At 45.9% G+C, this 24,504-nt stretch carries 17 protein-coding genes; 3 read left to right on the forward strand and 14 right to left on the reverse strand.

Features of this window, described 5'->3' with window-relative positions; translation table 11 throughout:
* Positions 1-28 precede the first annotated feature (28 nt).
* The 3 genes from H9Q76_RS13370 to hisA are packed head-to-tail and all read right to left on the reverse strand — an operon-like array spanning position 29 to position 6,251.
* On the reverse strand, positions 29-3,097 hold the full coding sequence (locus tag H9Q76_RS13370) for a GtrA family protein (RefSeq protein ID WP_249321298.1): 3,069 nt from the start codon (positions 3,095-3,097) through the stop codon (positions 29-31).
* A 23-nt stretch (positions 3,098-3,120) separates the two neighbouring features.
* Positions 3,121-5,418, reverse strand: a complete 2,298-nt coding sequence (locus H9Q76_RS13375; protein ID WP_249321299.1) for a glycoside hydrolase family 9 protein — start codon at positions 5,416-5,418, stop codon at positions 3,121-3,123.
* 59 nt (positions 5,419-5,477) lie between these two features.
* Positions 5,478-6,251, reverse strand: coding sequence for a phosphoribosylformimino-5-aminoimidazole carboxamide ribotide isomerase (hisA, locus tag H9Q76_RS13380; protein ID WP_118671131.1), 774 nt, complete (start codon positions 6,249-6,251; stop codon positions 5,478-5,480).
* An 803-nt stretch (positions 6,252-7,054) separates the two neighbouring features.
* Here hisA and H9Q76_RS13385 point away from each other — a divergent pair.
* On the forward strand, positions 7,055-8,521 hold the full coding sequence (locus H9Q76_RS13385) for an AAA family ATPase (RefSeq protein ID WP_118545306.1): 1,467 nt from the start codon (positions 7,055-7,057) through the stop codon (positions 8,519-8,521).
* Here H9Q76_RS13385 and H9Q76_RS13390 read toward each other — a convergent pair.
* The 9 genes from H9Q76_RS13390 to H9Q76_RS13430 form a co-directional block, all read right to left on the reverse strand.
* A complete protein-coding gene (locus H9Q76_RS13390) occupies positions 8,507-10,435 on the reverse strand; it encodes a glycosyltransferase family 2 protein (RefSeq protein WP_249321300.1) in 1,929 nt (642 codons plus the stop codon). The two genes, H9Q76_RS13385 and H9Q76_RS13390, sit on opposite strands and share 15 nt — an antisense overlap.
* 21 nt (positions 10,436-10,456) lie before the next feature.
* Positions 10,457-12,247 carry a glycosyltransferase family 2 protein gene (locus H9Q76_RS13395; protein WP_249321301.1) on the reverse strand — a complete coding sequence of 597 codons (1,791 nt, stop codon included), beginning with the start codon at positions 12,245-12,247 and terminating at the stop codon, positions 10,457-10,459.
* Positions 12,248-12,540: 293 nt separating this feature from the next.
* Positions 12,541-13,989, reverse strand: a complete 1,449-nt coding sequence (locus H9Q76_RS13400; RefSeq protein WP_021984496.1) for a TrkH family potassium uptake protein — start codon at positions 13,987-13,989, stop codon at positions 12,541-12,543.
* Positions 13,990-14,013: 24 nt separating this feature from the next.
* A complete protein-coding gene (gene trkA / locus H9Q76_RS13405) occupies positions 14,014-15,411 on the reverse strand; it encodes a Trk system potassium transporter TrkA (RefSeq protein WP_021984495.1) in 1,398 nt (465 codons plus the stop codon).
* 61 nt (positions 15,412-15,472) lie between these two features.
* Positions 15,473-16,744, reverse strand: coding sequence for a sensor histidine kinase (locus H9Q76_RS13410; protein ID WP_021984494.1), 1,272 nt, complete (start codon positions 16,742-16,744; stop codon positions 15,473-15,475).
* Between the two features lie 10 nt (positions 16,745-16,754).
* Positions 16,755-17,435: a response regulator transcription factor gene (locus H9Q76_RS13415; RefSeq protein ID WP_021984493.1), complete on the reverse strand. Its 681-nt coding sequence runs from the start codon at positions 17,433-17,435 to the stop codon at positions 16,755-16,757.
* Between the two features lie 16 nt (positions 17,436-17,451).
* On the reverse strand, positions 17,452-17,985 hold the full coding sequence (locus tag H9Q76_RS13420) for a DUF4342 domain-containing protein (RefSeq protein ID WP_118545302.1): 534 nt from the start codon (positions 17,983-17,985) through the stop codon (positions 17,452-17,454).
* 115 nt (positions 17,986-18,100) lie between these two features.
* Positions 18,101-18,505 (reverse strand): hypothetical protein, encoded by a 405-nt coding sequence (locus H9Q76_RS13425; protein ID WP_021984491.1) that lies wholly within the window; start codon positions 18,503-18,505, stop codon positions 18,101-18,103.
* Positions 18,502-20,016 (reverse strand): Y-family DNA polymerase, encoded by a 1,515-nt coding sequence (locus H9Q76_RS13430; protein ID WP_021984490.1) that lies wholly within the window; start codon positions 20,014-20,016, stop codon positions 18,502-18,504. Before H9Q76_RS13430 ends, H9Q76_RS13425 begins: the two co-directional genes overlap by 4 nt.
* A 285-nt stretch (positions 20,017-20,301) precedes the next feature.
* Here H9Q76_RS13430 and H9Q76_RS13435 point away from each other — a divergent pair, with 285 nt between their 5' ends.
* Positions 20,302-21,699 carry a UDP-N-acetylmuramoyl-L-alanyl-D-glutamate--2,6-diaminopimelate ligase gene (locus H9Q76_RS13435; protein WP_021984489.1) on the forward strand — a complete coding sequence of 466 codons (1,398 nt, stop codon included), beginning with the start codon at positions 20,302-20,304 and terminating at the stop codon, positions 21,697-21,699.
* Between the two features lie 107 nt (positions 21,700-21,806).
* On the opposite strand, the gene H9Q76_RS13440 is transcribed toward H9Q76_RS13435, so the two are convergent.
* Complete coding sequence (locus tag H9Q76_RS13440; RefSeq protein WP_021984488.1) at positions 21,807-22,241, reverse strand: Hsp20/alpha crystallin family protein; 435 nt, start codon at positions 22,239-22,241, stop codon at positions 21,807-21,809.
* 278 nt (positions 22,242-22,519) lie between these two features.
* Positions 22,520-23,944 (reverse strand): alanine/glycine:cation symporter family protein, encoded by a 1,425-nt coding sequence (locus H9Q76_RS13445; protein ID WP_021984487.1) that lies wholly within the window; start codon positions 23,942-23,944, stop codon positions 22,520-22,522.
* 195 nt (positions 23,945-24,139) lie between these two features.
* On the opposite strand from H9Q76_RS13445, the gene H9Q76_RS13450 reads away from it, so the two are divergent.
* Positions 24,140-24,469: a cupin domain-containing protein gene (locus H9Q76_RS13450; RefSeq protein ID WP_021984486.1), complete on the forward strand. Its 330-nt coding sequence runs from the start codon at positions 24,140-24,142 to the stop codon at positions 24,467-24,469.
* Positions 24,470-24,504 lie beyond the last annotated feature (35 nt).

The raw sequence follows: 24,504 nt of genomic DNA on the forward strand, positions 1-24,504 counted from the left end.
ATAACACCCCCTATTTATCAACATTTTACTATACATTTTCGAGATTTTCAATATCTGTCTCGACCTCTTCTGCAAGTTTTTCGCCTGGTTTTTCATTCTCTTCGCGTGCGTTCGCCTTCTCGATTCTCCGCACCTCCAATTTCTTCTCCACCTGCAGGGAAACCAACAGTAACACCATGCAGATCACGGAAATCGCAATGCCAAAAAGCATACCCTGCGGCATATAGGAAAATTCAACCGTATGCGAACCGGCACCGATATCCACACCGATAAATGCGCCTGCCACCTTGTAGTAATCCACCTTTTTCCCGTCGACCTTTACCGTCCAGCCTTCATCATAAGGAATGCTTGTGAACAGTGTCTTATCCTCCGGCATCTCGATCGTGCCATAGACATAGCCATCCTTTACCGTTTCAACCTCCAGCATATGGTTCGTCAATTCCCGATATACATTTTCAAACACATTCTGATGGAAGGTTGCCACATAAAATGGTGCCACTTCGGAGCCACTGACATTGCTGTATTCGTATTCAATGGAAATGTAATCGCCCGCTTCCAGCTGTCCCAGATGGAAAATCTGGATCTGATAACGGTCATAAGCAATTTCCTGTCCGTTCTTATAAAACCGGATCTTCGTCACATAATTACCACGGCAGTTCACGTAATAATCGCCTGCATGATCCGCAGTAAAGCTCAACATAAAACACATCGGTCCAGATGCATTTGCTGTGAAGCTGACCTGATTATTCTCATAGCTGACTTTCGCCGTATCACTCGTCACACTGATCGCCGGATACTCGTCCTGGAAGAATCCGCCATAGCCAGTCATGTCATATGCCAGTGTATTCTGCGCGATCATTGCAGAGTAACGGCTCTGATCCCAGTCCTTGACATTGTTGCTCACCGCAAATCCAATAGAGGTCGGGTATGGATTCTCATAGATGGATACATTATCCACCGTTTCTTTATAATTATAATCAAAATTATTCAGATCTCCCGGTCGTTCCAGCAGATACCGGATATTAAAGATTGCATTTGTAAATGGCGTATAGCCACGATACAAAAATTCATTTGCGCCTGTATAAAATCCAAGCTTGCCCATCGTGGTGACAACCGGTCCCATAACCGTTGAATTGAATGTGCTGACGCTCGGCATGTTATGCCAGCTTGCCTCATCCAGCACCGTGTAATTCATCAGTTCCGAACGATAAAAGCCTGCCTGTTCTTCCTCTGCCATCTCCCGCACGCGCACATTCGCTTCTGTCACTGCCGGACTCGTCTTGTAATATTTCTTGTAATGACAATACCCATTTTCCGAAAATCCATATGCTGCATTTGCCACAAGCTCGACCAGACAGACACTTCCAATCACCGAAATGTAAGTCGCATGCGTGATCTTCTTCGACGTCCGCAGACAACAGGTCACGCCGTAGATCACCAGCAGCACAAGACTCGCCGGCAATGTATATTTTCCAATTGTCGCGCCTGCCTGCTGTTTACAGGCAAATGCAAACGCACCTGCCAGTAAAATTGACGAAATCACAAAATAAATATCGATTTCTGTAATCGACTGCACTGCATCATATGCCATAACGAGCAACACAAAAATAAACACAAATGAAAACCGATTCGGGATTCCATACTGGTCATGCATGCCATGCCAGATATAGTTTAACGTCCCATGATTGAAGCTGATCACAAGCAGCACCAACAGCACATATTTGCGGAACTTCTTCCACGGATGTTCCTTCACAAACAGATACAGGAACATCGTCAGAACCGCCAGCATGCCACAGTACAGATTCACACCGCCATCAAAGATCTGATTCGTAATCGGCTTTGTAAATACAAGCAGCTGCCGCAGCATCACAAAGATATTTCCATACCATGTTCCTTTTGGGATTGCCATATCCCCCGCTGCCGTCGCCATGATTCCATGATATGCAGGAAGCAGGATAAATGCTGCCATACCACCGGATAACAGGGAATACACTGCAAACCGGAATCCATTTATGAAGAATCGCTTCACTGTCTTATGCTCATAGACAAAGAACCACAGCACAAGAAACAGGCAAATGATATATCCAATATAATAATTACAATAGAGCGCATAGAACAGGGACAGCACATACAGCTTTGGATCTCTCTCCTCAAGCATCCGCTGGAAGCCCAGCATGATAAGCGGGAAGATCATAATACAATCCAGCCACATCGTGTTCCAGTTGTAACCGATCACATAATTACTGAATGCATAGGCAACCGAGATCGCCACGATCAGGAAATTGCGTTTCTTCTCGCCATCCTTATAGCTTAGGAAATGTACCATTGCAACGGCTGTGAGTGCAATCTTTAAGCACATCAGGAAGCAGGTAACCGCCGCAATCTGTTCCTTGCCAAATAGTAACAACAGCAGATTAAACGGGCTCATCAGATAATACGCCGCAAGCGATACGAAATTCGAGCCAAGTGCTACATTCCATGTATAAAGAAGACTTCTCTCATGCAGAAGCTTGTCTCTGAGTTCTGAGAAAAACGGCAGATACTGATGCACACTGTCTACCAGCGTCAGGGAATTCTCTCCAAACGGTGCAATCTTTTCTGCGATACAGACAACCAGCATGACGACTGCAACGATTGCAAACGACAGATAATAGCACCAGTTATCCTGCATATTTTCGTGAAATGGTTTCTTTTCCTTGAACACAATCAGCTTGCTGAACACATAGTTCAATACCAGTACAATGACCTGTACAAGCAGCTTGGATGCCAGTTCATGGATTCGAAATGTATCACACAAAATCGCCAGTCCAAGAATTTCCACAACCATGGACACCAGACGGGCGCCTACAAACTGCACCGCCTCTACCAGAGTTGCATAAAATCCCTTCCTCTTACTCTGAAATACAAAAAATTTATTTGCAAAGTATGCAAAAGCAATAGCCATAGCGATCGCTATGGCATTGCATGTATTTCTTGAAATTGGTGTAATAACCCGCAACAGGAAGAATGTTACCAGGTTGACAGCTGTCGTACAGCCTCCCGCAATCAGATATCGCATTTTCTCATTGGCAAGAATCTTCTTTATAAAACGAATCAATGTACTACCCTAATCCTTTTCTTTTAATTTAAACCTGTAAGCAGATAGATCAGTGGAGAATTCCAGTAAATCGTTACCTCATTACATGAATAGCACTGCTCATTATCTACATATGCACGTCCCGGTGCAATTCCGTAGAGAACGGCATTTGCATATGGATCGTTCAGATTGTTATTGGCACCGCCAACCAGCATACCCGGCATCGTCTCTTTCAATACCTGTGATGGTCTGTGGTGTGTTGCATTTGGTGTAAGGGAACCATATCCGGTCACATAGCAGTATCCGGTTGGGTTCACACCGAAGATATAATCACGCATCTTCTGCGCATATTCTGTATACTTGGCATCCCCTGTCAGGTTTGCAGCAGCCAGAAGCTCCATACCCTTGTTGGTGATTGTCATATTACTTCCCCAAGGATATGTCACACCCATACCTGTAAAGAAGCCCTCTGACTCTGCTTTCGAAAGTGTCTCATCCGCATCTGCAAGCAGCTTTTCCTTCGCTGTCTTTGCCACATCTGCATCCACGCCCTCGGTCTTTGCAAGATCATACAGCGCATAGCTTCCGATATCTGCCCAGCCAAAACCTGTCAGATAGTTGCTGTCAAGTGCTGTCTTTGTCGCAGTTAAATATTTTGCATCCTTTGTTGCAATATACATCTCTGCAGAAGCCCAAAGTGTCTCGTCTGCAAGATGTGTATCATCGTATGCACCTGTTACAAGGTCTTCCGGATTCTCATATCCCTTCATATCCGGATTTGTCTCCAAAAATGCATACGCGTTCGTTGCTGCATCCAGACAGCTCTTTGCAAAATCTGCATCGTATTCTGCATAGAGTACAGATGCCTTTGCCATAACAGCCGCGAAATCAGCCGTTGCTGCATAGGAAATCGGCGCAAGCACCATATCATCCGTCTCATCAACCGCAAGTACCGTCTCTGGGAATACAAGTGCAGTTACCTTATGGTAGACGCCACCGCTTGCTGCATCCTGCATCTTGAGCATCCAGTCAAGCTCATACTTTGCTTCATCGAGAAGATCCGGTGTCTTGTTTCCGCTCTCCGGGATTCCAAGATCATCGGCAGTCTGACCATAATCCTCGTAAGCAAGGAAGAGATCCTGTACCGTCTTAGCACCAGACACAACATATCGTCCGTAATCACCGGCATCATGCCATCCACCAGATACATCAATCTTTGTTCCAGATGTATCTCCGTAAACAGTCGCTTCCTGCATATGACATGCCTCATGTGCGAAATCTCCAGCGATATCCTTTGTCACCTCTGTTCCGCATCGCTGCTTGTATAACATCAGTACAACATCCTTATACACATCATCATACAGATCATCCCCGATGGAGAACTCATATGACGCGCCAGATGGACTGGAAATAATCTTGTATGTACCAGGTGTCTTAAACTCCGTGAAATCACCATGTCTTACGTTTGATTCCGCAGACTTGTCATACGAAAGCTCTCCGTATGCACCAACAAACATTGTCTCATCTGTCTTCGCATCTACGATCTTGAATTTCTCATCGTCCTTGGATGTCACAATCACCGTCTTTGTATCATCCGGCTTGTAACCAATCTGATTTACCTTTACCTGAATCGGCTGTGGTGCACCGACAATCTTCTCCGCATTGGAACCGTCTGTTACAAACAGGGAAATATTATCGAAGTAAATCTTGTGTGCCTCTGTAACCTCAGTCTGTCCTTCCTGAGTTCCCATATTGACAACAAATCTTGGAGCCGGATCGGAATTTTCTTCCATCGTAAACTCCTTTGTAATCGTCTGTGTCTCTGGTCCAACTGTGATGAAATCACTCGCATAGGCATGGTAGTCTCCACCATTGATCTGTACACGCCACTGGATCACACGTTCAATATCACTTCTGACATCAAAACTCATCGTATAGACACAGCCCTTTGCCATCGTAAATCCATCGTAATAAATCTGGCAGCTATGCTCAAGCGGTCCACTCTTTGTAATGTCACAAACGAGTTCGCCATTTTCTGCGGACATTGTAAAGTTACCATTATTTATGTAACTCGTAAAACCATCTGTACCATCATCAAATGTCACGCCGATCGCATCTGCGCCTTCCACCGTCGTGAAACGGTCATCCTCCACAACTTCCTGTTCCGTCGTTGTCCAGTCGCCATCATCCTCGATGGTTGACGCTGTTGCATCTGTTACGGTTGCACCGCCACCAGATATCTGTTCTGTCGTCGCCTTGTCTGTCTTTCCGCCACATGCACATAACGAAAGTGCAAGTGCTGCCGCCGCAACAACTGCGGCTGTCTTCCTGAATTTTCTCATAAACCCTCCTATCGTTTTTGTCCCTCTTTTTATCGTTTTATTGTAGTCCCACATGGGTACTACGAACAAAATTTCACAACCTCATCGTATGGTAATGCACCGCCAAATATATCCAGTGCACTTCCCACCGTCACATCAATGCGATCCTGTCCACATTGCTTCAAGCTCTCTAAATCATCAAAGCTTCCAACTCCGCCTGCATAAGTCATCGGCTGTTTGCCCCATGTGCCAAGCATGGTTGCAAGCTCCGTCTCAATGCCTGCCGCTTTACCCTCGACATCCACTGCATGAATCAGATATTCGCTACAATATTCTGCCAGCTTGTCCAGCGTCTCTGGTGTAACAACTTCCTCTGTAAATTTCTGCCAGCGGTCGGTCACGATATAATACCTGCCATCCTTTTTCCGACAGGACAAATCGAGCACCAGATGCTCTGCACCGATCAGACTCGACAGCCGTTTCAGATTCTCGTAATTGATTCTTCCATCCTTAAATACATAGGATGTCACGATTACCTGCCGCGCGCCCATATCCAGAAACTGCTCTGCATTGTCTGCGTTGATGCCGCCACCAATCTGCAGGCCCTGTGGATATGCAGCAAGTGCAAGCTTCGCCTGTTCCAGATCTGCCTCATAGTATGTACTGCCAGCCGGATTCAGCAGGATAATATGTCCGCCGACCAGACCGCTTCGGCGATACAGATCAGCATAGAAATCTGCCTTCAGCTCCGAAACGAAGTTATCCTTGGCAAAATCAGCCTCATCCTTCAGGCTGCCGCCGACAATCTGCTTGACTGCGCCATTATGTATGTCAATGCATGGTCGAAACCGCATAATACGCTCCTTCTACGTCTGTCCGTCTGAATTTGCATCTATGGAATCCCACGTTCATGTATGGAACTGGTATAAATGCACATAGAATGTATTGCAAGCAGAAAGTACTAAGTGTTCTAATATACATGTTCTTACCATACGGGACCGCCGTCGATTCGCCGTCCATGGCTCAACGACGGCTTGTTTGAACATCGTGTTCAAACATCCCTGATTACAGAAAGAACACTAAGTACTTCCATGCCTGCAAACATATCCTATGTTCCATTTATACCGGTTCCACACATGACTCGCGAATAAACATAACAAGTCAGTTCAAACGGACAGGCATATTCTGTTTTTCCTTATTGGTTTCTCAAAACCTAATTGGTTTTTATCGTACCATATTTCCCTACCTTGTTCAATATATTTCGCTTTACGTGAAAGTGTTTTTGCGGTATCATTTACCCAAGGTAAATTGAACGAACACCTGTAAATTGGGTTCCAGACATTTGCGAATCGTATGAGGATTTGTGTATATATGTCTGCATCCGCTTCAAATAATTTAAATATGTTTGGGACTTAGAAGTTCTTGATGTTCTGTGAGTATCAGCAATGTTTGAACACGACGTTCAAACAAGCCGCCAGTGAGCCATGGACGGCGAATTGGCGGCGGTTGCGTACGATAACTATATGTGTATCAGAACATCTAGTACTTCTTAGTTTCAATACATGCTGATATATTATTGGAAGCGGATGCAGACATATCACAAATCCCATCACGATTCGTAGATACTGAAACAGTTTTACAGGGGCAAGGAGAAAATATGTTAAACGATTTGAAGAAAGAAATCACGGATTGCTACATGTACGGTGAGATCATCTGCCAACAGGGTTTTGGTCCAAAAACCGATATCTCCATGCATGACATGATCCGTTTTGATCTGCTGCAGTTTCTGGTGTATCTGACAGACAGCTCCGACGGCAGCCTGTACCCGGAGACACGCTTTTTACACGAATATCTCGGACAATATTTCACATTGGAATCTCTGATGCGCTTCAAGCAGGATCGCACAGCAACCCCCGAATTTGTCACAACGATTCCACGTTCCCTGACTTATTTTGTGGAAGCTGACCAGTCTGGGCTTTCTGCCTGCACGACGAAAGGTTTTTCAAAGTCAAGGAATCTGTACAACCTGTATGTCGAACTCGGTCAGGCATACATTTCCTGCAACAACCGGACAACCGACACAGAAGTCTCCGCGCTGACGGCTTATACCGGTATGATCGAGGAATACCTGCGCAAACTGAAACTGTTTGAGCCCGGCGAGAATCCGGCACTGAAGAATCCCCCGAAACCTTCCACCCCGAACAAGGCAGCCTCCGATGCCAACACCCCTGCCAAAAATGCATCGACCTCGCAGGCGGCTATGGCTGCTATGAAAGGCACTATCAACAAGCAGGAAGTTCCAGAGGAAGATATCAAATTAGATGATCTGCTAAATGAATTAAACGAACTGACCGGACTTTCTGAAGTAAAGAAAGATATTAAATCACTGATCAACCTGTTGAAGGTGAAGAAGCTGCGGGAAGAGCGCGGCATGAAGCAGCCGGAAATGTCATTGCACATGGTATTTTCCGGGAATCCGGGAACTGGTAAAACAACCGTTGCCCGTCTGCTCGCCAAAATCTACAAATGTCTCGGTATCCTGCCGGGTGGTCAGTTGGTCGAGGTTGACCGTTCCAACTTAGTCGAAGGCTATGTCGGACAGACTGCCATCAAGACAAAGGAAGTTGTGGAAAGTGCCTTAGGCGGCGTACTCTTCATCGATGAAGCTTACACACTTACCGCAGGCAAAGACGGAAAAGACTTCGGGCAGGAAGCGGTAGATACCCTGCTTAAAATGATGGAGGATAACCGCGATAATCTGATCGTGATCGTTGCCGGTTATACGGAACTGATGCAGGAGTTTGTAGACTCCAATCCGGGACTCCGTTCGAGATTTAACAAATACATCAATTTCGAGGACTATAGCGGCGACGAGCTTTATGATATCTTCTTATCCATGTGCAAAAAACAGGAATACGAACCAAACGCACAGGGAAAAGCATATGTCAAAGAGTTACTGAATATCTGGGCAAAATCCCACGATGAAAACTTTGCAAATGCAAGAGAAGTACGAAACTATCTGGAGCGTTCCATCGCCAGACAGGCAAGCCGTATCGTCGAGCTTGACTCTGTCAGCGACAAACAATTAAAGACATTAACCAAGGGGGATTTAACGGAGGGATAATACCTGTGACCACAGGATTTCAAACAAATCCCGCTCTGTACGTTCCATCTGCGCATCTACGATGGCAGCCTCGCGCACCTGTCTGACAGAATCAGGCAGATCGTGAAGCTGCCATTTTGCATGAGCAGCATTTACAATCCGATATCCATGCTCGCGTACACGCAGACAGAAGTCAAGTGCGGAAAGCTCTGTCCGGAATTTATCCGAGAATCCACCCAACTGTACAAACACTGATCTTTTCACAAGCATACAATGTGCCGGCACAATCACATATTCGCGGTTCATTCCATAGTACCGCATCGCACCGGTCTCATCCTGCCGGATCTTCCGCCATTCTTTCCATGCATCAAATTGTGGTAATCCGCGATACGGATAGCGGTATAAATTTTTTATTTCCTTCAGATCAATCGCACGTTCTGTTTCCGCCTGCCATTTCTGAACCGGAGACTCATATGCCCCTGCGAATTCCAAGCCCGCGCAATACAGCCGATCCCGGTCATCATAGACCGTCCCGGCTACAATTCCGACGTCTTCACGCATAGCGATACCTAGCATTTCACCGAGTGCTATCGTATCGCCAATCTCCATATTCGCATCCAAAAATAAAAGGAAACTGCCATTCGCATACAAGGTTCCAAGATTTCGGCATTCCGTGCTGCTTTTCCCAGGCTCTGCCTCCACCACAGCAATATTTCGTCTGCGGCTCTGCATCTGCTGGTAATATTTCTGCAATTCCTCATCTGTTCGGTCTTCATCTACAATGATAATCTCAAAATTACTGTACCGTGTTTTCTCGTAAAATGGCTCCAGCATCTGTTCCATCAACGAACGATTCGTATGCCCGGTTATGATCATCGACACGAGCGGATTGCCCGGCGTATCATATTTTACCGCATATACGCTTCGCTGATCAGTCATCATGACACGCGCCAGCAAATGCTCCCGCGACACATGTGCCTCCAATGCCTCTTTGCCCGCCAGATTCTCCTGTGCATGCTTTGCCTCCCGCTCCGAAGAAGTTCCATCATGAATGCGTTTGTGATACAACACACGCGGAATATGACAGATCTCCCGGCGGTCTTCACAGCAACGCAAGATCATATCGTAGCCCTGCGCACCATCATACTGACTATGAAAGCCTCCGTCCGCCAGCATAAGCTCTCTCCGTGCCACAAACAAATGGGAAATATAATTATATGCTCGCAGCAGGTCGATATCGAATTCCGGTTTGAATCGCGGTTCCAGATAATGACTTCCATTTTCTGCCATCCGGTCTTCATCGGAATAAACCACATCATAGCGTTCTCTCTGCAAAGCATCCACCACCCAGTACAGGGCATCCTCCGTCAGGACATCGTCATGATCCAGCAATGCAACATACGCTCCTTTTGCCGCCTGCAATGCCCGGTTACTGTTCCCGGAAATTCCAAGATTTTCTTCCATTTTTATGTACTGGATTCGCGGTTCATTCTCCATATATTGCCAGATAATGCGCTCCGTCTCCAAACTATACACCTTCTCCAGCACCGACAATTCGCCGTCCTCTGATACGCGCGCATCAAGAACCGGCGGTTCTCCCTTCGCCTGACTGCCATCGACCAGACACAGTTCCCAGTTCCCATAGGTCTGATGCAGCACCGATTCCAGCATTGCACGTAAAGAAAGCTCCGGTGTCATATACACCGGAACTACAATACTGATACAAGGGCAGTATGAAAACACCCGCTCCCGCTGTGTTGCAAGTGCTTCCTCATCTGCCTCTATATTTTCTTTAAAAAAACGATCATACGCCAGATCCAGCCCCGTCACCATCGAACGTGCCTTGGAAAGCGCCTCCGGGATTGCAGTCGAACGAATATGCTCGAAGCCTTTTTTAATTGTATCCGCATTCAAGTCTGAAAGTCGAAACTTCATCGCTACTGCCTCCCCTTTTTCTTATTTCCGCACAGAGAAATCAAACGCATCTAACACCAGATTCATGTTGTAGTACGGATCTCCGGTTGCCAGAATATCCACCCATCTTGACTGAAACAACTGCATCTCGCTGTGGAATCGCTTCTGTTTTTTCACAGTATCTTCTTTACCTCTGGATTTTGATTCATAATGATACAGCTTTGCCTGTGGAACATACACAACCAATTTGCCAAGCTTTCTTACTTTCAAACAAAAATCCACATCATTAAAAGCCACCTGAAATTCTGGATCCAGTCCTCCAACCGCATCGAAGGTCTCTCTGGAAATCATCAGACAGGCTGCTGTAACCGCACTATAATCACACGCAACAGAAGTCCGAAGCTGATAGATACCCGCCTGCTCATCCATTGCAGAAAATGCATGTCCGGCAATTCCGCCAATCCCAACAATTACGCCTGCATGTTGAATCGTGCCATCCTCAAAATACAACCGTGCACCAACAATTCCTACATCTTTGCGTTGACAATACCCAAGCATCTGAGTAATAAAATCCGGTGAAATCAGTTCGGTATCATTGTTTAACAACAAAATATACTTACCCTTTGTATGTGCAACACCAAAATTATTGATTTTGGAATAATTAAATTCCTCCTGCCAATACAACACCTGAATATGCGGATTTTCCACAAGTGATTCATAGTATGCAAATGTCTCTTGTTGCACACTGTTATTTTCTACTATGATAATCTCATAATTCCGATAAGTCGACCGTTGTTCAATCGCATCAATACATTTTTTCAAATCATCCACATGATCCTTGTTTGGAATCACGATTGACACAAGCGGTTCTCCCCGAACCAGATAACTCACCTGATAATACCCCGGAGCTGCTCCATCCACAACCTCCGCAGCCAGCCCCTGTCGCGCCAAATGCGCTTCTATCGCTCGTTTTCCAGCCTCAAACGCATAACGTTTTGCTGTCGGATCTTCCGCTGTTGATGCCGCATGTGCCCGCCAATGATACAGAATCTTCGGAATATGACAAATGCCATCTGCCTGCTCCGTGCAACGGAATATAAAATCATAATCCTGCGCACCATCAAACGCTGGATTTAACAACCCCACCTGATCCACTAAGTTCTTCTCTGCTACAAACATATGACAAATATAATTATTACAACGTAGCAAATCAATATTAAAATCCGGTTTAAAATTCGGTGCAAAGAAATAATCTCCTGTTTCATCCACCTTATCTTCATCGGTATAAATTACCTGCACCCGCTTCGCATTTAGCGACTCAACGCAGGCATAAAGTGCATCCGGCTCAAACAAATCGTCGTGATCACCAAACACAATATAATCTCCCATTGCAAGCGTATATGCCTGATTCGTATTTTCGGCTATTCCAAGCGTTCCATCTTGTGAAGCTATATAATGAATTCTCTGATCCTTTTGCATATATACCTGCAAAAAATCGTATAAACATTTTTCTTTTCTTCCTCCATCCGAGAAGCATAACTCCCAGTTTCCATAGGTTTGTGCCTGCACCGACTCAATTAACGCACGCAGAAAGTCACAATTGCTCTCATATAATGGCACCAAAATGCTAAACTTCGGATGATATTCAAAATGCCGTCCACATTGTTCCTGTCTTTCACTATCTGTCAGCCGATGACTATGCATCCATTTATTATAATCCACATAGTTGGAACCAAGATGCAGGTACTTTTTTAATTTTGCACATGTATTACGCCATCCGAATGTCTTTATATTGTTGATTACACGGATTGCATTTATATATATACGTCCCATATCTGATTCTCCTGCTGTTTTCTATATCATCTGTTGTCTCAGTATATCATACATACAAAAAAATCTCACGAAAATATCAAGATTTAGTTGTTATTTTCTATTATATTCGTGTATAATAGACACGTTATAAGGTTTACCATTACGAATACCATTCTTATATCAATCTTTCAGTAATTAACCATATACCTTATAACGCACGAAGAGGAACCAGCATCACCGGTTCCTCTTTTTTGTATATCCAATATCAAGGCTCTGATTCATCTTCTCCTGAATCAGCCTTTATCTTTATATTACTAGGCTCTTCTCCGTTTCCAGACAGCCGGGCAGAACAACAGCATCATCGGGAAAATCTCCAGTCTGCCTGCCAGCATATCGAACATCAGAATATATTTCGTAAAATCCGTAAAATGTCCGAAATTCGCCATCGGTCCAACCAGAGAAAGCCCCGGACCGATATTGTTAAACGTCGCTGCTACTGCCGCGAAGTTCGTGACCAGATCTTTGTTCTCAATCGACACAAGCAGTACGGATACCGCGAAAATAACCATATATGTCATAAAATAGACATTTGTCGCCCGCAGCGTCTCATGCTCGAGTGGTTTTCCCTCGATTTTGATCTTCTTCACGGAACGCGGATGCAGATAAGAAATAATTTCTTTTATAAATGACTTGCATGCAATAATAAACCGCGAGACTTTGATACCGCCGCCCGTACTTCCGGCGCAGGCACCGATAAACATCAAAAGCACAAGGATTGTCCTCGAAGTCTCCGGCCATAGATTGAAATCCGCACTTGCAAATCCCGTTGTCGTGATAATACTTGCTACCTGGAAGAACGCTTGCCGGATGCCTTCCGCCGGCGCATACAATGCAAAATGCCGCAGATTAATAAAGATAAACACTGCCGCTGCAATCACGATGATAAAATAAATCCGCACCTCTTCAAACTTCAGCGCATCCCGCAGCTTTCCTGTGAGAATCAGGAAATAAAATCCGAAATTCACACCGAACAGCAGCATGAAAATCGTAACGACCCACTGATTATACGGGCTGACACTGACGAATCCGTCATTCCAGATTGCAAAACCTCCGGTTCCGGCTGTTCCAAACGACGTTGTCAGAGCTTCAAACAGATTCATTCCTCCAAAGAGTAGAAAAATCACCTCTATCATGGTCAGGGCAAAATAAATAATATACAGATATTTGGCTGTCTGACGCACCTTCGGAACCAGCTTTCCAACCGAAGGTCCCGGGCTTTCCGCCTTCATCAGGTTCATGTGGCTGCCTCCCGCCATCGGCACGATGGCAAGCAGAAATACAAGAACGCCCATGCCTCCGATCCAATGGCTGAAGCTTCGCCAGAATAAGCTGCCCTTAGTCAGGCCTTCCACATCCGATACAACCGTCGCACCCGTTGTTGTAAATCCTGATATCATCTCAAAAAGCGCATCTGCAAAATGCGGAATATCACCATTGATCACAAACGGCAGACATCCAATCACAGACATCAGAATCCACGAAAGTGCTACCGTCACGAAACCTTCCCGCAGATAAAACCGCATGTTCTTCGGTTTCCGCAAAATAATTGCTGAACCTGCAACCGCACTGCCAAGTGCCACCCACAAAAAAGCAAAGCCGCCCTTCTCACCATAGATCGCAGACACGATCCCAGGGAGAGCCAGAAATGCTGCTTCGATTTCCATGATCCAGCCTAATATATAAATAACAACTGAGTAGTTCATAATCTGTCTCCAAAAAAATCTCCCTTACTGCCATTTCAAAATATCGCTGACATCGGTAAAGCCCGTGTGCGTTGTAACAACGACCACGTAATCTCCCTCGCAGATGACATCCTGACCACGCGGAATAATGACCTTACCATTCCGGTTCAGACAGGCAAGCAGAAGGTTATCCTTCAATTTCAACTCCATGATCGGTTTCCCGATTACCGGAGAATCCTTCTCAACCTTAAACTCCAGTGCCTCCGCCCGGTTATCAAAGATATGATACAGTGTCTCAATATTACTTCCGACCGAATTCTGCATCGCACGGATATACGCCAGAATCTTCTCTGCTGTAATATAACGTGGATATACGATACTTCCGATGTCCAGACTATCAAGCACATCACTGAATGTGCTCCGATTGATCTTCGTGATCACCTTTGTGTCAGAGCATTTTCTCGCAAATAACGTAAGCAGGATATTCTCCTCGTCAAGTCCGGTCAGCGGAACAAACGATTCCGTACTCTCGATGCCCTCCTCACGGAGCAGGTCTTCGTCCGAGCCATCGCCATGCAAGATCAGTGCCTTCGGAAGTAATACGCTCAGCTCCTCACACCGTTTCTCATCCAACTCCAGAATCTTGACCTCCACACCGGATGAAATCAGCTGTTTTCCAAGATAATACGAGGTTTTTCCTCCTCCAATGATCATGCAGTTTTTGACCTTATGTGTATCGACACCGATCTTCTTGAAGAAATCCATACTGTTTGTCGGTGTCGCAAGAAATGTCACGGCATCACCGCCACGCATGATGAAAGAACCATCCGGGATAATCAGGTTCCCATCCCGCTCGACACCACAGACAAGCATATCACAGTTTAACTCATGCATCGCCGAAATCGGCTTATCGTGCAGCAGATTTCCCTTCGGAATCTTGAACTTCACAAGCTCCGCATGTCCACGCGCAAAGGAGTTGATCTCAAGGGCCGACGGCAGACGCAGCAGACGTGCAATCTCGCGTGCAGTCTCCAACTCCGGATTAATGATCAGCGAAAGTCCAAGCTGATTTCGAAGATACGAAAGCTCCATACTGTAATCCGGGTTCCGGACACGTGCGATGGTAGCACAGTCACCGACCTTTTTCGCGATCGTACAGCTGAGCAGATTTAACTCATCACTTTCCGTCACGGCAATCAGAACATCCGCATCCTGAATACCCGCCTCAATCTGGATGCTGTAGCTCGCACCATTTCCGGTAAAGCCCATAACATCGTAGTCTTCCGTAATCCGCTGAATCACCTCATTCTTCTGATCAATGACGGTAATATCATGGGATTCCTTGCTGAGCTTCTCCACCAGCGTACTTCCAACTTTTCCGCATCCAACGATAATAATGTTTAAACCCCGTTCTTTTTTCTGCGTTTTCTTTGAAGATCTCATATCCTTAATTCTTACACTCCCCGTATATTCGCAATTCCTTATTAACAATAAAATTGAAACTTTATTGTACCATATTCACAGTGTTACTACAAGGGAATGTCACGCGGAACCGCGTTCCAAAATCCGGTCTGGTCAACACGTCAATCTGTCCATCATGTGCATCTACGATCCATTTTGCAATGGATAATCCAAGACCTGATCCGCCCGTCTCACTGTTGCGTGCCTCATCGGAACGATAAAACCGCTCAAAGATATGCACGACCTCGGATGCCTGCATGCCGATACCTTCATCCTGCACCTGATAATAGACGCCTTGCTCTGACCGCCCGACTGTAAAATGAATCGTATCGCCCCCTTCCGAATACTTTGCCGCATTCTGTACGAAAATACGAATAGACTGTTTCAGCATGGCAACATCGCCACGCACCATACAGCCTGGGCAGGCTGAAAATTCGTACGGATGCGTCTCATCAATCATCATGGATTCCTCGTACACCTCCTGCACAAGGTCATTTAAGTCCACTTCGACCGGCTTCAATGTATTCCGCCCACTATCTCCGCGCGCTAAGAATAGAAGCTGTTCAATCAGATCCTTCATATGGTCAGATTCGTTCTTGAGCGCTTCAATCGACTCATTTAGCACTGCTTCATCTTCTTTGCCCCAGCGGTCGAGCATGTTTACATAGCCCTGAATCACGGAGATCGGCGTCCGCAGCTCATGCGATGCATCCGACACGAACCGCGCCTGCTGCAGCTTACTCTCCTGCATCCGAGCGAGCAGATTATTCAGTGCCACCTCAATGCTCTGCAAATCCTTATCCCCGGTCGATATCCGTATATCATTCGCATCAACGGAGACATTCGAGATTGCCTGTTCCAGATGCTCCAGATTTACCTCATCACCGCTCATATTTGAGAGTGCTTCCGCACGCACAGCAAGATCATTCAACGGACGCAGCTTCCGTCTGATATTCCGTATACCAAAGCACGCAGAAATGAGCATCATAAGTTCCACCGCGCCAACCACAATGAGCGGTATAGCCGCATAATCCAGAACCTCATGCACCAGAAAATTGTCCGTGTTCTTACCGACCTGTGTGGTCATCGCCCATGTGGCATATGAATCACCCGACCATGTAATATGCACCGGCTTCGCCCCGGACATCCAGTCTGCATCTGTCGTATCAAGCCGCCATACCAGCACCGCCACGAACAACATTCCGAGTATCACAATATCAAGTCCCAGCAACGCAAAAAAGCGCCGGAACCAGTATCCGACATGAATCTTCCGGGCAATAGAGGTTGTCTTCCGATTTGTCCGTTCTTCTCTCATCCAATCACTCCTATGACTCCTTGATGCAATATCCGACTCCGCGAACTGTCTGGATCAGCTTAATTCCAAAATGATCGTCAATCTTCGTCCGCAGATACCGCACATACACATCAATGATATTCGTCTCGCCGACATAATCATACCCACAGACCTCATTTAGAAGCTTCTCCCGGGTAAGTACAATATTCTTGTTCCGCATCAACGTGTGCAGCAACTCGAATTCACGGTTCGTAAGCTCCACATTTTCGCCCTGCACAGTCACCTCGTGGCGGTCTTCGTCTAAGCAGACACCCAGCACCTCCAGCTTATGTGTCGGTGCATCCTCTGTACGCGCATGCTTCTTTAGCGCGACGCGGATACGCGCCAGCAGCTCCTCGATGGCAAATGGCTTCGTGATATAATCATCCGCACCAGCGTCCAGCCCTGCTACCTTATCCATCACAGCGTCGCGTGCCGTGAGCATAATGACCGGCGTGTCCTTCTCCTGCCGGAGTCTGCGCAGCACTTCCATGCCATTTAATCCCGGCAGCATCACATCAAGTAAGATCAGGTCAAACGAACCGGAGAGGGCTTTGTCCAAGCCCTCTCTGCCGTCTGCCGCCTTCTCGACTTCATTTCCTTCATGTTTTAATTCCAGTTCGACGAAACGGGCGATGCCCGCTTCATCTTCAATAATCAAAATCCTGCTCATATCGTCTCCTATGATTTTACTTCTTGATATCGTCCTTTACATTTGTGCAGGCATCGGATGCCTTGTCGCAGGCGTTGTTGATGTCCTGAACTGTTTTCGCGTCACCCTCGAAATGGTACCTGCAGTCGCAGAAGAGTCCGATGATCAAAAGTGGTACACAGATCCAGAATGCGAAGATCAAAAGCAGTATGAATATGATGATCGGCATCCGCATAAAACGCTCACCCTTACGCTCAATGATGAAGTTCTTCTCGCAGCCCTTCTTGATGATATCGCCTACCCACGCGAAGAACTCATCCATACGCTCACCGAATGTTTTCTTCTTGCAAGACTGCTCGTAGGCAGCCTGTGCCTGTGCCAGCTCGTTCGATGTCTCCTGCGGAGTCGTCGTATAAGTGCCAACCTCCGGTGCCTTGATCTTTCCAAGCTTCTCTAAATACACGATCGCATCGAGCAGATCATAATTACATGCTTCGAGTGCACTCTTGGCATCCTCATAGCTGACACCTGTCTTCTCTCTGATTTTTTCTACCTTTTCTAACTGATCCATATCTGATATCCTCCATTTTCTGTAACAGCGGTTTTGTGATTTGTTCTTTGCTGTTCTTGATTGTGTCCTTATCTTACGGCACCAAAATTAATCTATAAGGTAGGAAAGATTAAAATCAGATTAAAATTTCTATTATTTTCCATATATCTATCTGCACTTCTTCCTGTTCACATACTAACACAAGTGTATGCGTATGTTCATCTATTTTCTTCAGAATTCCGGTGTCCTTCACGTAGGCACCGCCCTCTTTTTTCGCATCCTTCACAAAATGTACGACCGCTACTTCCGTATCCTTGTGCTCCGCTAACCACTGCAGCTTCCGGTTTAGTTCCGCAACCTCATACTCATCAAGTTCAATCTCTTCCTCTGTCAGCCGTGCCGTCTCCCGCACCGCTTCATCATGTCCCGTAAGCGCTGCAAATGGGGCAAACTGCGCCGCACGCATCATCCGATCCATCGGCGGATGCTTCTTCGACACCGGGCGTTCCCGGTCGATGATATCACTGTAATCCCGTCTCACGCCTTATGTCCTCCGATCTGATTATTCCTGTCACGCGCCGTTGCGCCCTCGCGGAAATTCATTCCACGTAGAACTGCATTTTTACCGTATTTATGTTTGATTGCAAGCAATGCCTGCTGAATCTGCGCTTCTTTTGCTTCCTTTTCTTTCTCTGCTTCCTTCTCCTTTTCCAACGCCGCATAATCGGTAAATAAATCCATCTGTTCAAATCCAGAAGTCTCTTCCTTCACATCTTCCTTCCGGATCACATGATTGGCTACCACATACATCCGCCGCACAAGCAGATTCTCATCCACAATCCGGTCATATAAGCGAAGCACCGCCGCCTCAATCCTGCTTGTTGACGATGTATAACTGTCCAGATTCTCTGTCCCGTGTGCGTGCTTCGGCACCTTCCGCCCATAGCGGTCACGCGTCACCTCACCGTGATATCCATTTGCTCCCCCAGACAGATTCTCGATATCATAGCCAACTGTAAGTACCATCTGATTTGTGACAAGCCCCTTTTCAACCAGTTCCAGCACCAGTCCCTCTGTCATTTCCTGTACAACCACACGTGCTTTCTCACATGTATACGGGCATTGCAACACCTGCCCCGAACTAATGCTATTACTCTCCGGGCGGTACGCCTTAATCTCTGCGATCGTACACGGTTCATAGCCCCATGCATGGTCGATCAGCAGCTCTGCATTCACCCCGAAAAGCTTATACAGCAGATCTTCGTTATAGTAATCATCTTCTCCGCCCAGTGAACACCGGGCAATATCTCCCATCGTATACAGATCCTGTGCATGCAGCTTCTTCTGGTAACCCGCCCCCACACGCCAGAAATCCGTCAGCGGTTCATGGTTCCACAACAGTCTGCGATAGCTCATCTCATCAAGCTCCGCGATCCGCGCGCCACGTTCATCCGGCTGCATATGCTTCGCCTCGATATCCATCGCAATCTTTGCCAGATACAGATTCGTTCCAATCCCCGCCGTCGCCGTGATTCCTGTCGTTTCATAGACATCCCGTATCATTGTCTCTGCAAGCTGTCTTGCTGTCATCTGATAGGTATTCAGGTATGTCGTCGCATCAATGAACACCTCATCCACCGAATAGACATGCATATCCTCCGGCGCGACATATTTCAGGTAGATATCGTAAATGCGCGTACTGTATTCCATGTAATGCGCCATCCGCGGCTTCGCCGCAATATAGTCCAGCGCCAGCCTTGGATCCGCTTTCACCTTCAGATTTTCATACGACGATCCGTTAAATTCCCGCCCCGGTGCAAATGCCAGCCGCTGACGGTTGATCTCTTTTACCCGCTGCACAACTTCGAACAAGCGCGCCCGCCCCGATATGCCATAGGATTTCAGGGATGGCGAAACAGCCAGACAGATTGTCTTCTCTGTCCGGCTCTCATCTGCTACGACGAGGTTCGTTGTGAGCGGGTTCAATCCCCGCTCCACGCACTCCACCGACGCATAAAATGATTTCAGATCAATTGCTATATACTGCCGCATACCGTCACTCCACATAGATAAATCCGTGTCTTATTTCACATACTGTTTTTATTTTAGTATAGAACATATGTTTTGTAAATAATAAATATTTCAAACAGCATCATAAAACCAGCGGATTCGTACGTTATTTATATAATCATTTACAAAATTATACAAACTATAAATATTTATTTTGCAACTTCGTTACACTTTTGATGCAACTTTGATGCAATTATTTGGTATGTTATGTTAACAGGGGATTTTAGGAAATCCGGACACATATTTTCAGGAAAGACAGGGAGATAAATGAACGTAAAAATAGACTCAAGAAAAATCGAAAAGGGCGACACTTTTGTGGCACTGCGCGGCATCGACCACGACGGACATGCCTATATCCGACAGGCAATTGAAAACGGCGCAGCGAAGATCATCTGCGAGGAAGGAAGCTACGAGGTGGAAACCTGTATCGTCGAGGATACCAGAGCATATCTGGTCAATTATCTGAAAGATACTTACTACGACAAAATCAGCAAACTCAAGCTGATCGGCATCACCGGTACAAACGGAAAAACTACATCAGCATTTCTGCTTCACCAGATGTTGAATAAGCTTGGCAGAAAATGTGGCTATATTGGCACAATCGGCTTCTACGTCGGCGAGAAGATCCGCAGTCTCGCGAACACGACCCCCGATATCTATGATCTGTACGCGATTCTGCTGCAATGCCTGTCGCTCGGCTGTGAGTATGTTGTCATGGAAGTAAGCAGTCAGGGACTTGCAAATCACCGTGTCGAGACGTTGCAGTTTGACTATGCGGTCTTCACAAACCTGACACAGGATCATCTGGATTTCCACAAGACGATGGAACGCTATGCCCTTGCAAAGCAGGAATTATTCCGCATGTTAAAGCCATCCGGCAAAGCGATCATCAACTATGACGATTCCTACAAGCACTATTTTCTGCTTGAAGAAAATGAGAATGTAACCTTCGGCTTTACCGGCGGAGATTTCAATGTAGCTTTGGATGCCGCAGACAAGGAACATACAGAATTCTCGGTACAGTGCCCTGCATTTACCCAGAACTTCTCGACCAATCTGATCGGCACTTACAATATCTATAATCTGATGGCTTCCGTTGTGATTCTGACACTGGAGCAGTTTGACAGTGCCACCATCGCACAGGCAGCCGCAGCACTTACACTTCCAAAGGGCAGAACCGAATGTATCCACACAGGAAATAATCTGATCATGGTAGACTACGCACATACGCCAGACGCCATGAGCAAGGTTCTGACTGCCGCACGTGCACTTACCTCCGGCAGCATCTATGTCGTGTTTGGATGCACTGGTGAAAGAGACCGGGATAAACGTGCGAAGATGTCCGCGATTGCCTGCAAGCATGCTGATTACGTTATAATGACGCACGACGATCCTCATTATGAAGATCAGGCACAGATCTACCATGATATGACATCCGGGCTTTCTTACGATAACTACGAAATCGTACATGACCGGAAGGACGCTATTCGAAAGGGAATCTCCCTGTTAGATACGGACGACATTCTTCTGATCCTTGGAAAAGGGCACGAAGAATTTATTGTTTGCCGGGATAAGCGGATTCCATTTAATGATATGAATGTCGCACGGCAATGCCTGTCTGAACGGAGGACTCCCACCGCAGCTAGGATCTGCCAATCCGCCTAGCGGTCACATGCACAATTAACATTTATGAACGCTAAAAGGGCGGCCACATCCTGTGACCGCCCAGTAAGAGAGGGGAAACGAAAAATCGTCTGGCTAGCTATTTTAAATTATCCTTCGATGGCAATGAATTTCTTCTCTTCCACCTGTGGCTTTGCTTCCTTCTTTGGAACAGAGATCTTCAAGACACCATCTTCGAATTTTGCCTTGATATCATCCTGTGTGATCGCATCGCCCACATAGAAGGATCTGTTGCAGGAACCTTCATAACGTTCCTTACGGATATATTTGCCCTTGGCATCCTTCTCATCCTTAGAGTTCTTTGTAGAAGCCTTGATGATCAGGTAACCATCCTTCACTTCACCGGTTACATCTTCCTTCTTAAATCCTGGAAGGTTCATATCAATCTCGTAACCGTCTTCTTTCTCAAACACATCAGTACTCATCAGATTCTGTGCCGGTGCATCATACTTATAGACACCAAAACTTGGTGCATCAAAGAAATCATCCATAAAACTATTTGTAAATAAACTTGGCATTAACATAAGCCATACCTCCTTTTATACTTCACTCAGTAATTGCAATCTATGTTTCTTGACGGCATCCATTCACTATTTAATTGCAATTACAATATCAACTTTCCTTCCCACTCGGGTTCCCTTCTCTAGGTCTTCCCTCATGTTCTAGGTGTACTATAACATACTTATTAGCACTCGTCAATAGCGAGTGCTAATAAAAATTGTGAAAAAAGTGTGAAGTCTTGATTATACAAAAAACAGGTATGCCGCAACAATACAGCACACCTGTTTCAAAATCATGTTATTTACTTAAACTGATTCTGCTCTGCATGGCGTTTGAAGAAGTCCTTTGTCTCCTTCACAACCACACCACTCAAAGCGAAGATTGCGATCATGTTTGGAATCGCCATCAATCCGTTGAAGATATCGGCAATCGTCCATACTGCCTTTACTGTCATGTATGGTCCGATGAATACTGCCAAGATATACAACCAGCGATATACAAGGATTGCTTTCTTGTTCTTGCCTGACAGGTATTCCAGACAGCGCTCCGAATAGTAATCCCATCCGAGGATCGTTGTAAATGCGAAGAATACCAGACAAAGCATCAACAGGAACGCAGCTACCTGCTCGGAAATCGGAAGTCCCTCCTGGAATGCGTAGGTTGTTACCTGTACACCCTCTAAGCCTTCCTGCTGCCAAGCACCTGTCAATACGATAGAAAGTCCTGTCATCGTACAGATGATGATTGTATCAATAAATGTACCCGTCATGGAAACCAGACCCTGACGTACCGGCTCCTTTGTCTTTGCTGCGGCTGCAGCGATTGGTGCAGAACCAAGACCGGATTCATTTGAGAAGATACCTCTTGCAACACCCTTCTGCATTGCAACGATCATCGTACCAACCACACCACCGGTCACTGCCTTTGGATTGAATGCGCCCTTTACGATTGTTACAAACGCATCCGGAATCTCTTTGATATTGCAGATGAGAAGCACCAGACAAAGCAGAACATAAAGCACTGCCATAAATGGGACGACGATCTGGGATACATTTGCAATACGCTTGATACCACCGATCAACACAAGTGCCACGCAGACACTCAGGATCAAAGATGCAATAACTACCGTCCACGAATATGTACCGATTCCAGGAATCTCTACGCTCCATGATTCATTCGGATCGAAGAATCCCTCGACAGCCGATGCAATACCATTCACCTGTGAGAATGTTCCGATACCGAACAATCCTACACAGATACCGAAGAATGCAAAGATCTTCGCAAGCCATTTCCACTTTGTACCCATACCTTTTTCGATATAGTAAAACGGTCCACCAAGGGCATGATTATCTTCATCTACCACACGATACTTAACTGCAAGGAGTCCTTCTGCATACTTGGTTGCCATTCCGAAGAATGCAGCAAGCACCATCCAGAACAGAGCACCCGGACCACCGGCTCCGATCGCTGTTGCTACGCCGACGATATTTCCGGTTCCGATCGTCGCTGAAAGTGCCGTACAGAGTGCACCGAACGAAGTTACTTCTCCTTCACCCTCTTCCTCATTTTTCACCATCCATTTCAGGGCAAGCGGCAGTTTACGGACCTGCAGCACACCCATACGGATGGTAAGAAGGATTCCACCTGCAATGATCAAAATCATAAGCGGCGGACCCCAGACGAAATCATCTACTTTTGTCAAAAAGCTATTAATTGCTTCCCACATGTTTCCTACTCTCCTTTATTTTATTTTAACAACATGTTCTCTATATTACACAGTTTTCCAGCTTTTGACAACATTTTTCCCTCAATTTATAAAGTTTTTTACTGTTTTCATATTAAATATACGGGGTATAATAGAGTTTATGATATACTTTATATGTCCAAATATGGATTTTAAAAAAGAAAGGAATACATTTTTATGAATCTTATTAAGAATATTTCCAAATCAGAAGTACATGTATTGAAGGATCAGGTTACTTATCAGGAGGGACAGGTTGTCAGCAAGACACTCGCCCAGAATGACGCCGTATCTATCACATTATTTGCCTTTGACAAGGACGAGGCGATCAGCACACACGAGTCCGGCGGCGATGCATTTGTTACCTGCTTAGATGGTGTCGGCAGAATCACAATCGATGGTGTTGAATATATCCTGCACGAAGGTGAATCCATCGTAATGCCAGCCAAGCATCCACATGCCGTCTATGGTGCAGAACAGTTCAAGATGCTGTTAGTTGTTGTATTTTAATTATCTTAATTCTTAAAACGGAAAAGCCGCCGAGC

This window comes from Wujia chipingensis (assembly GCF_014337155.1).
Taxonomy (GTDB): Bacteria; Bacillota; Clostridia; order Lachnospirales; family Lachnospiraceae; genus Coprococcus_C; species Coprococcus_C hominis.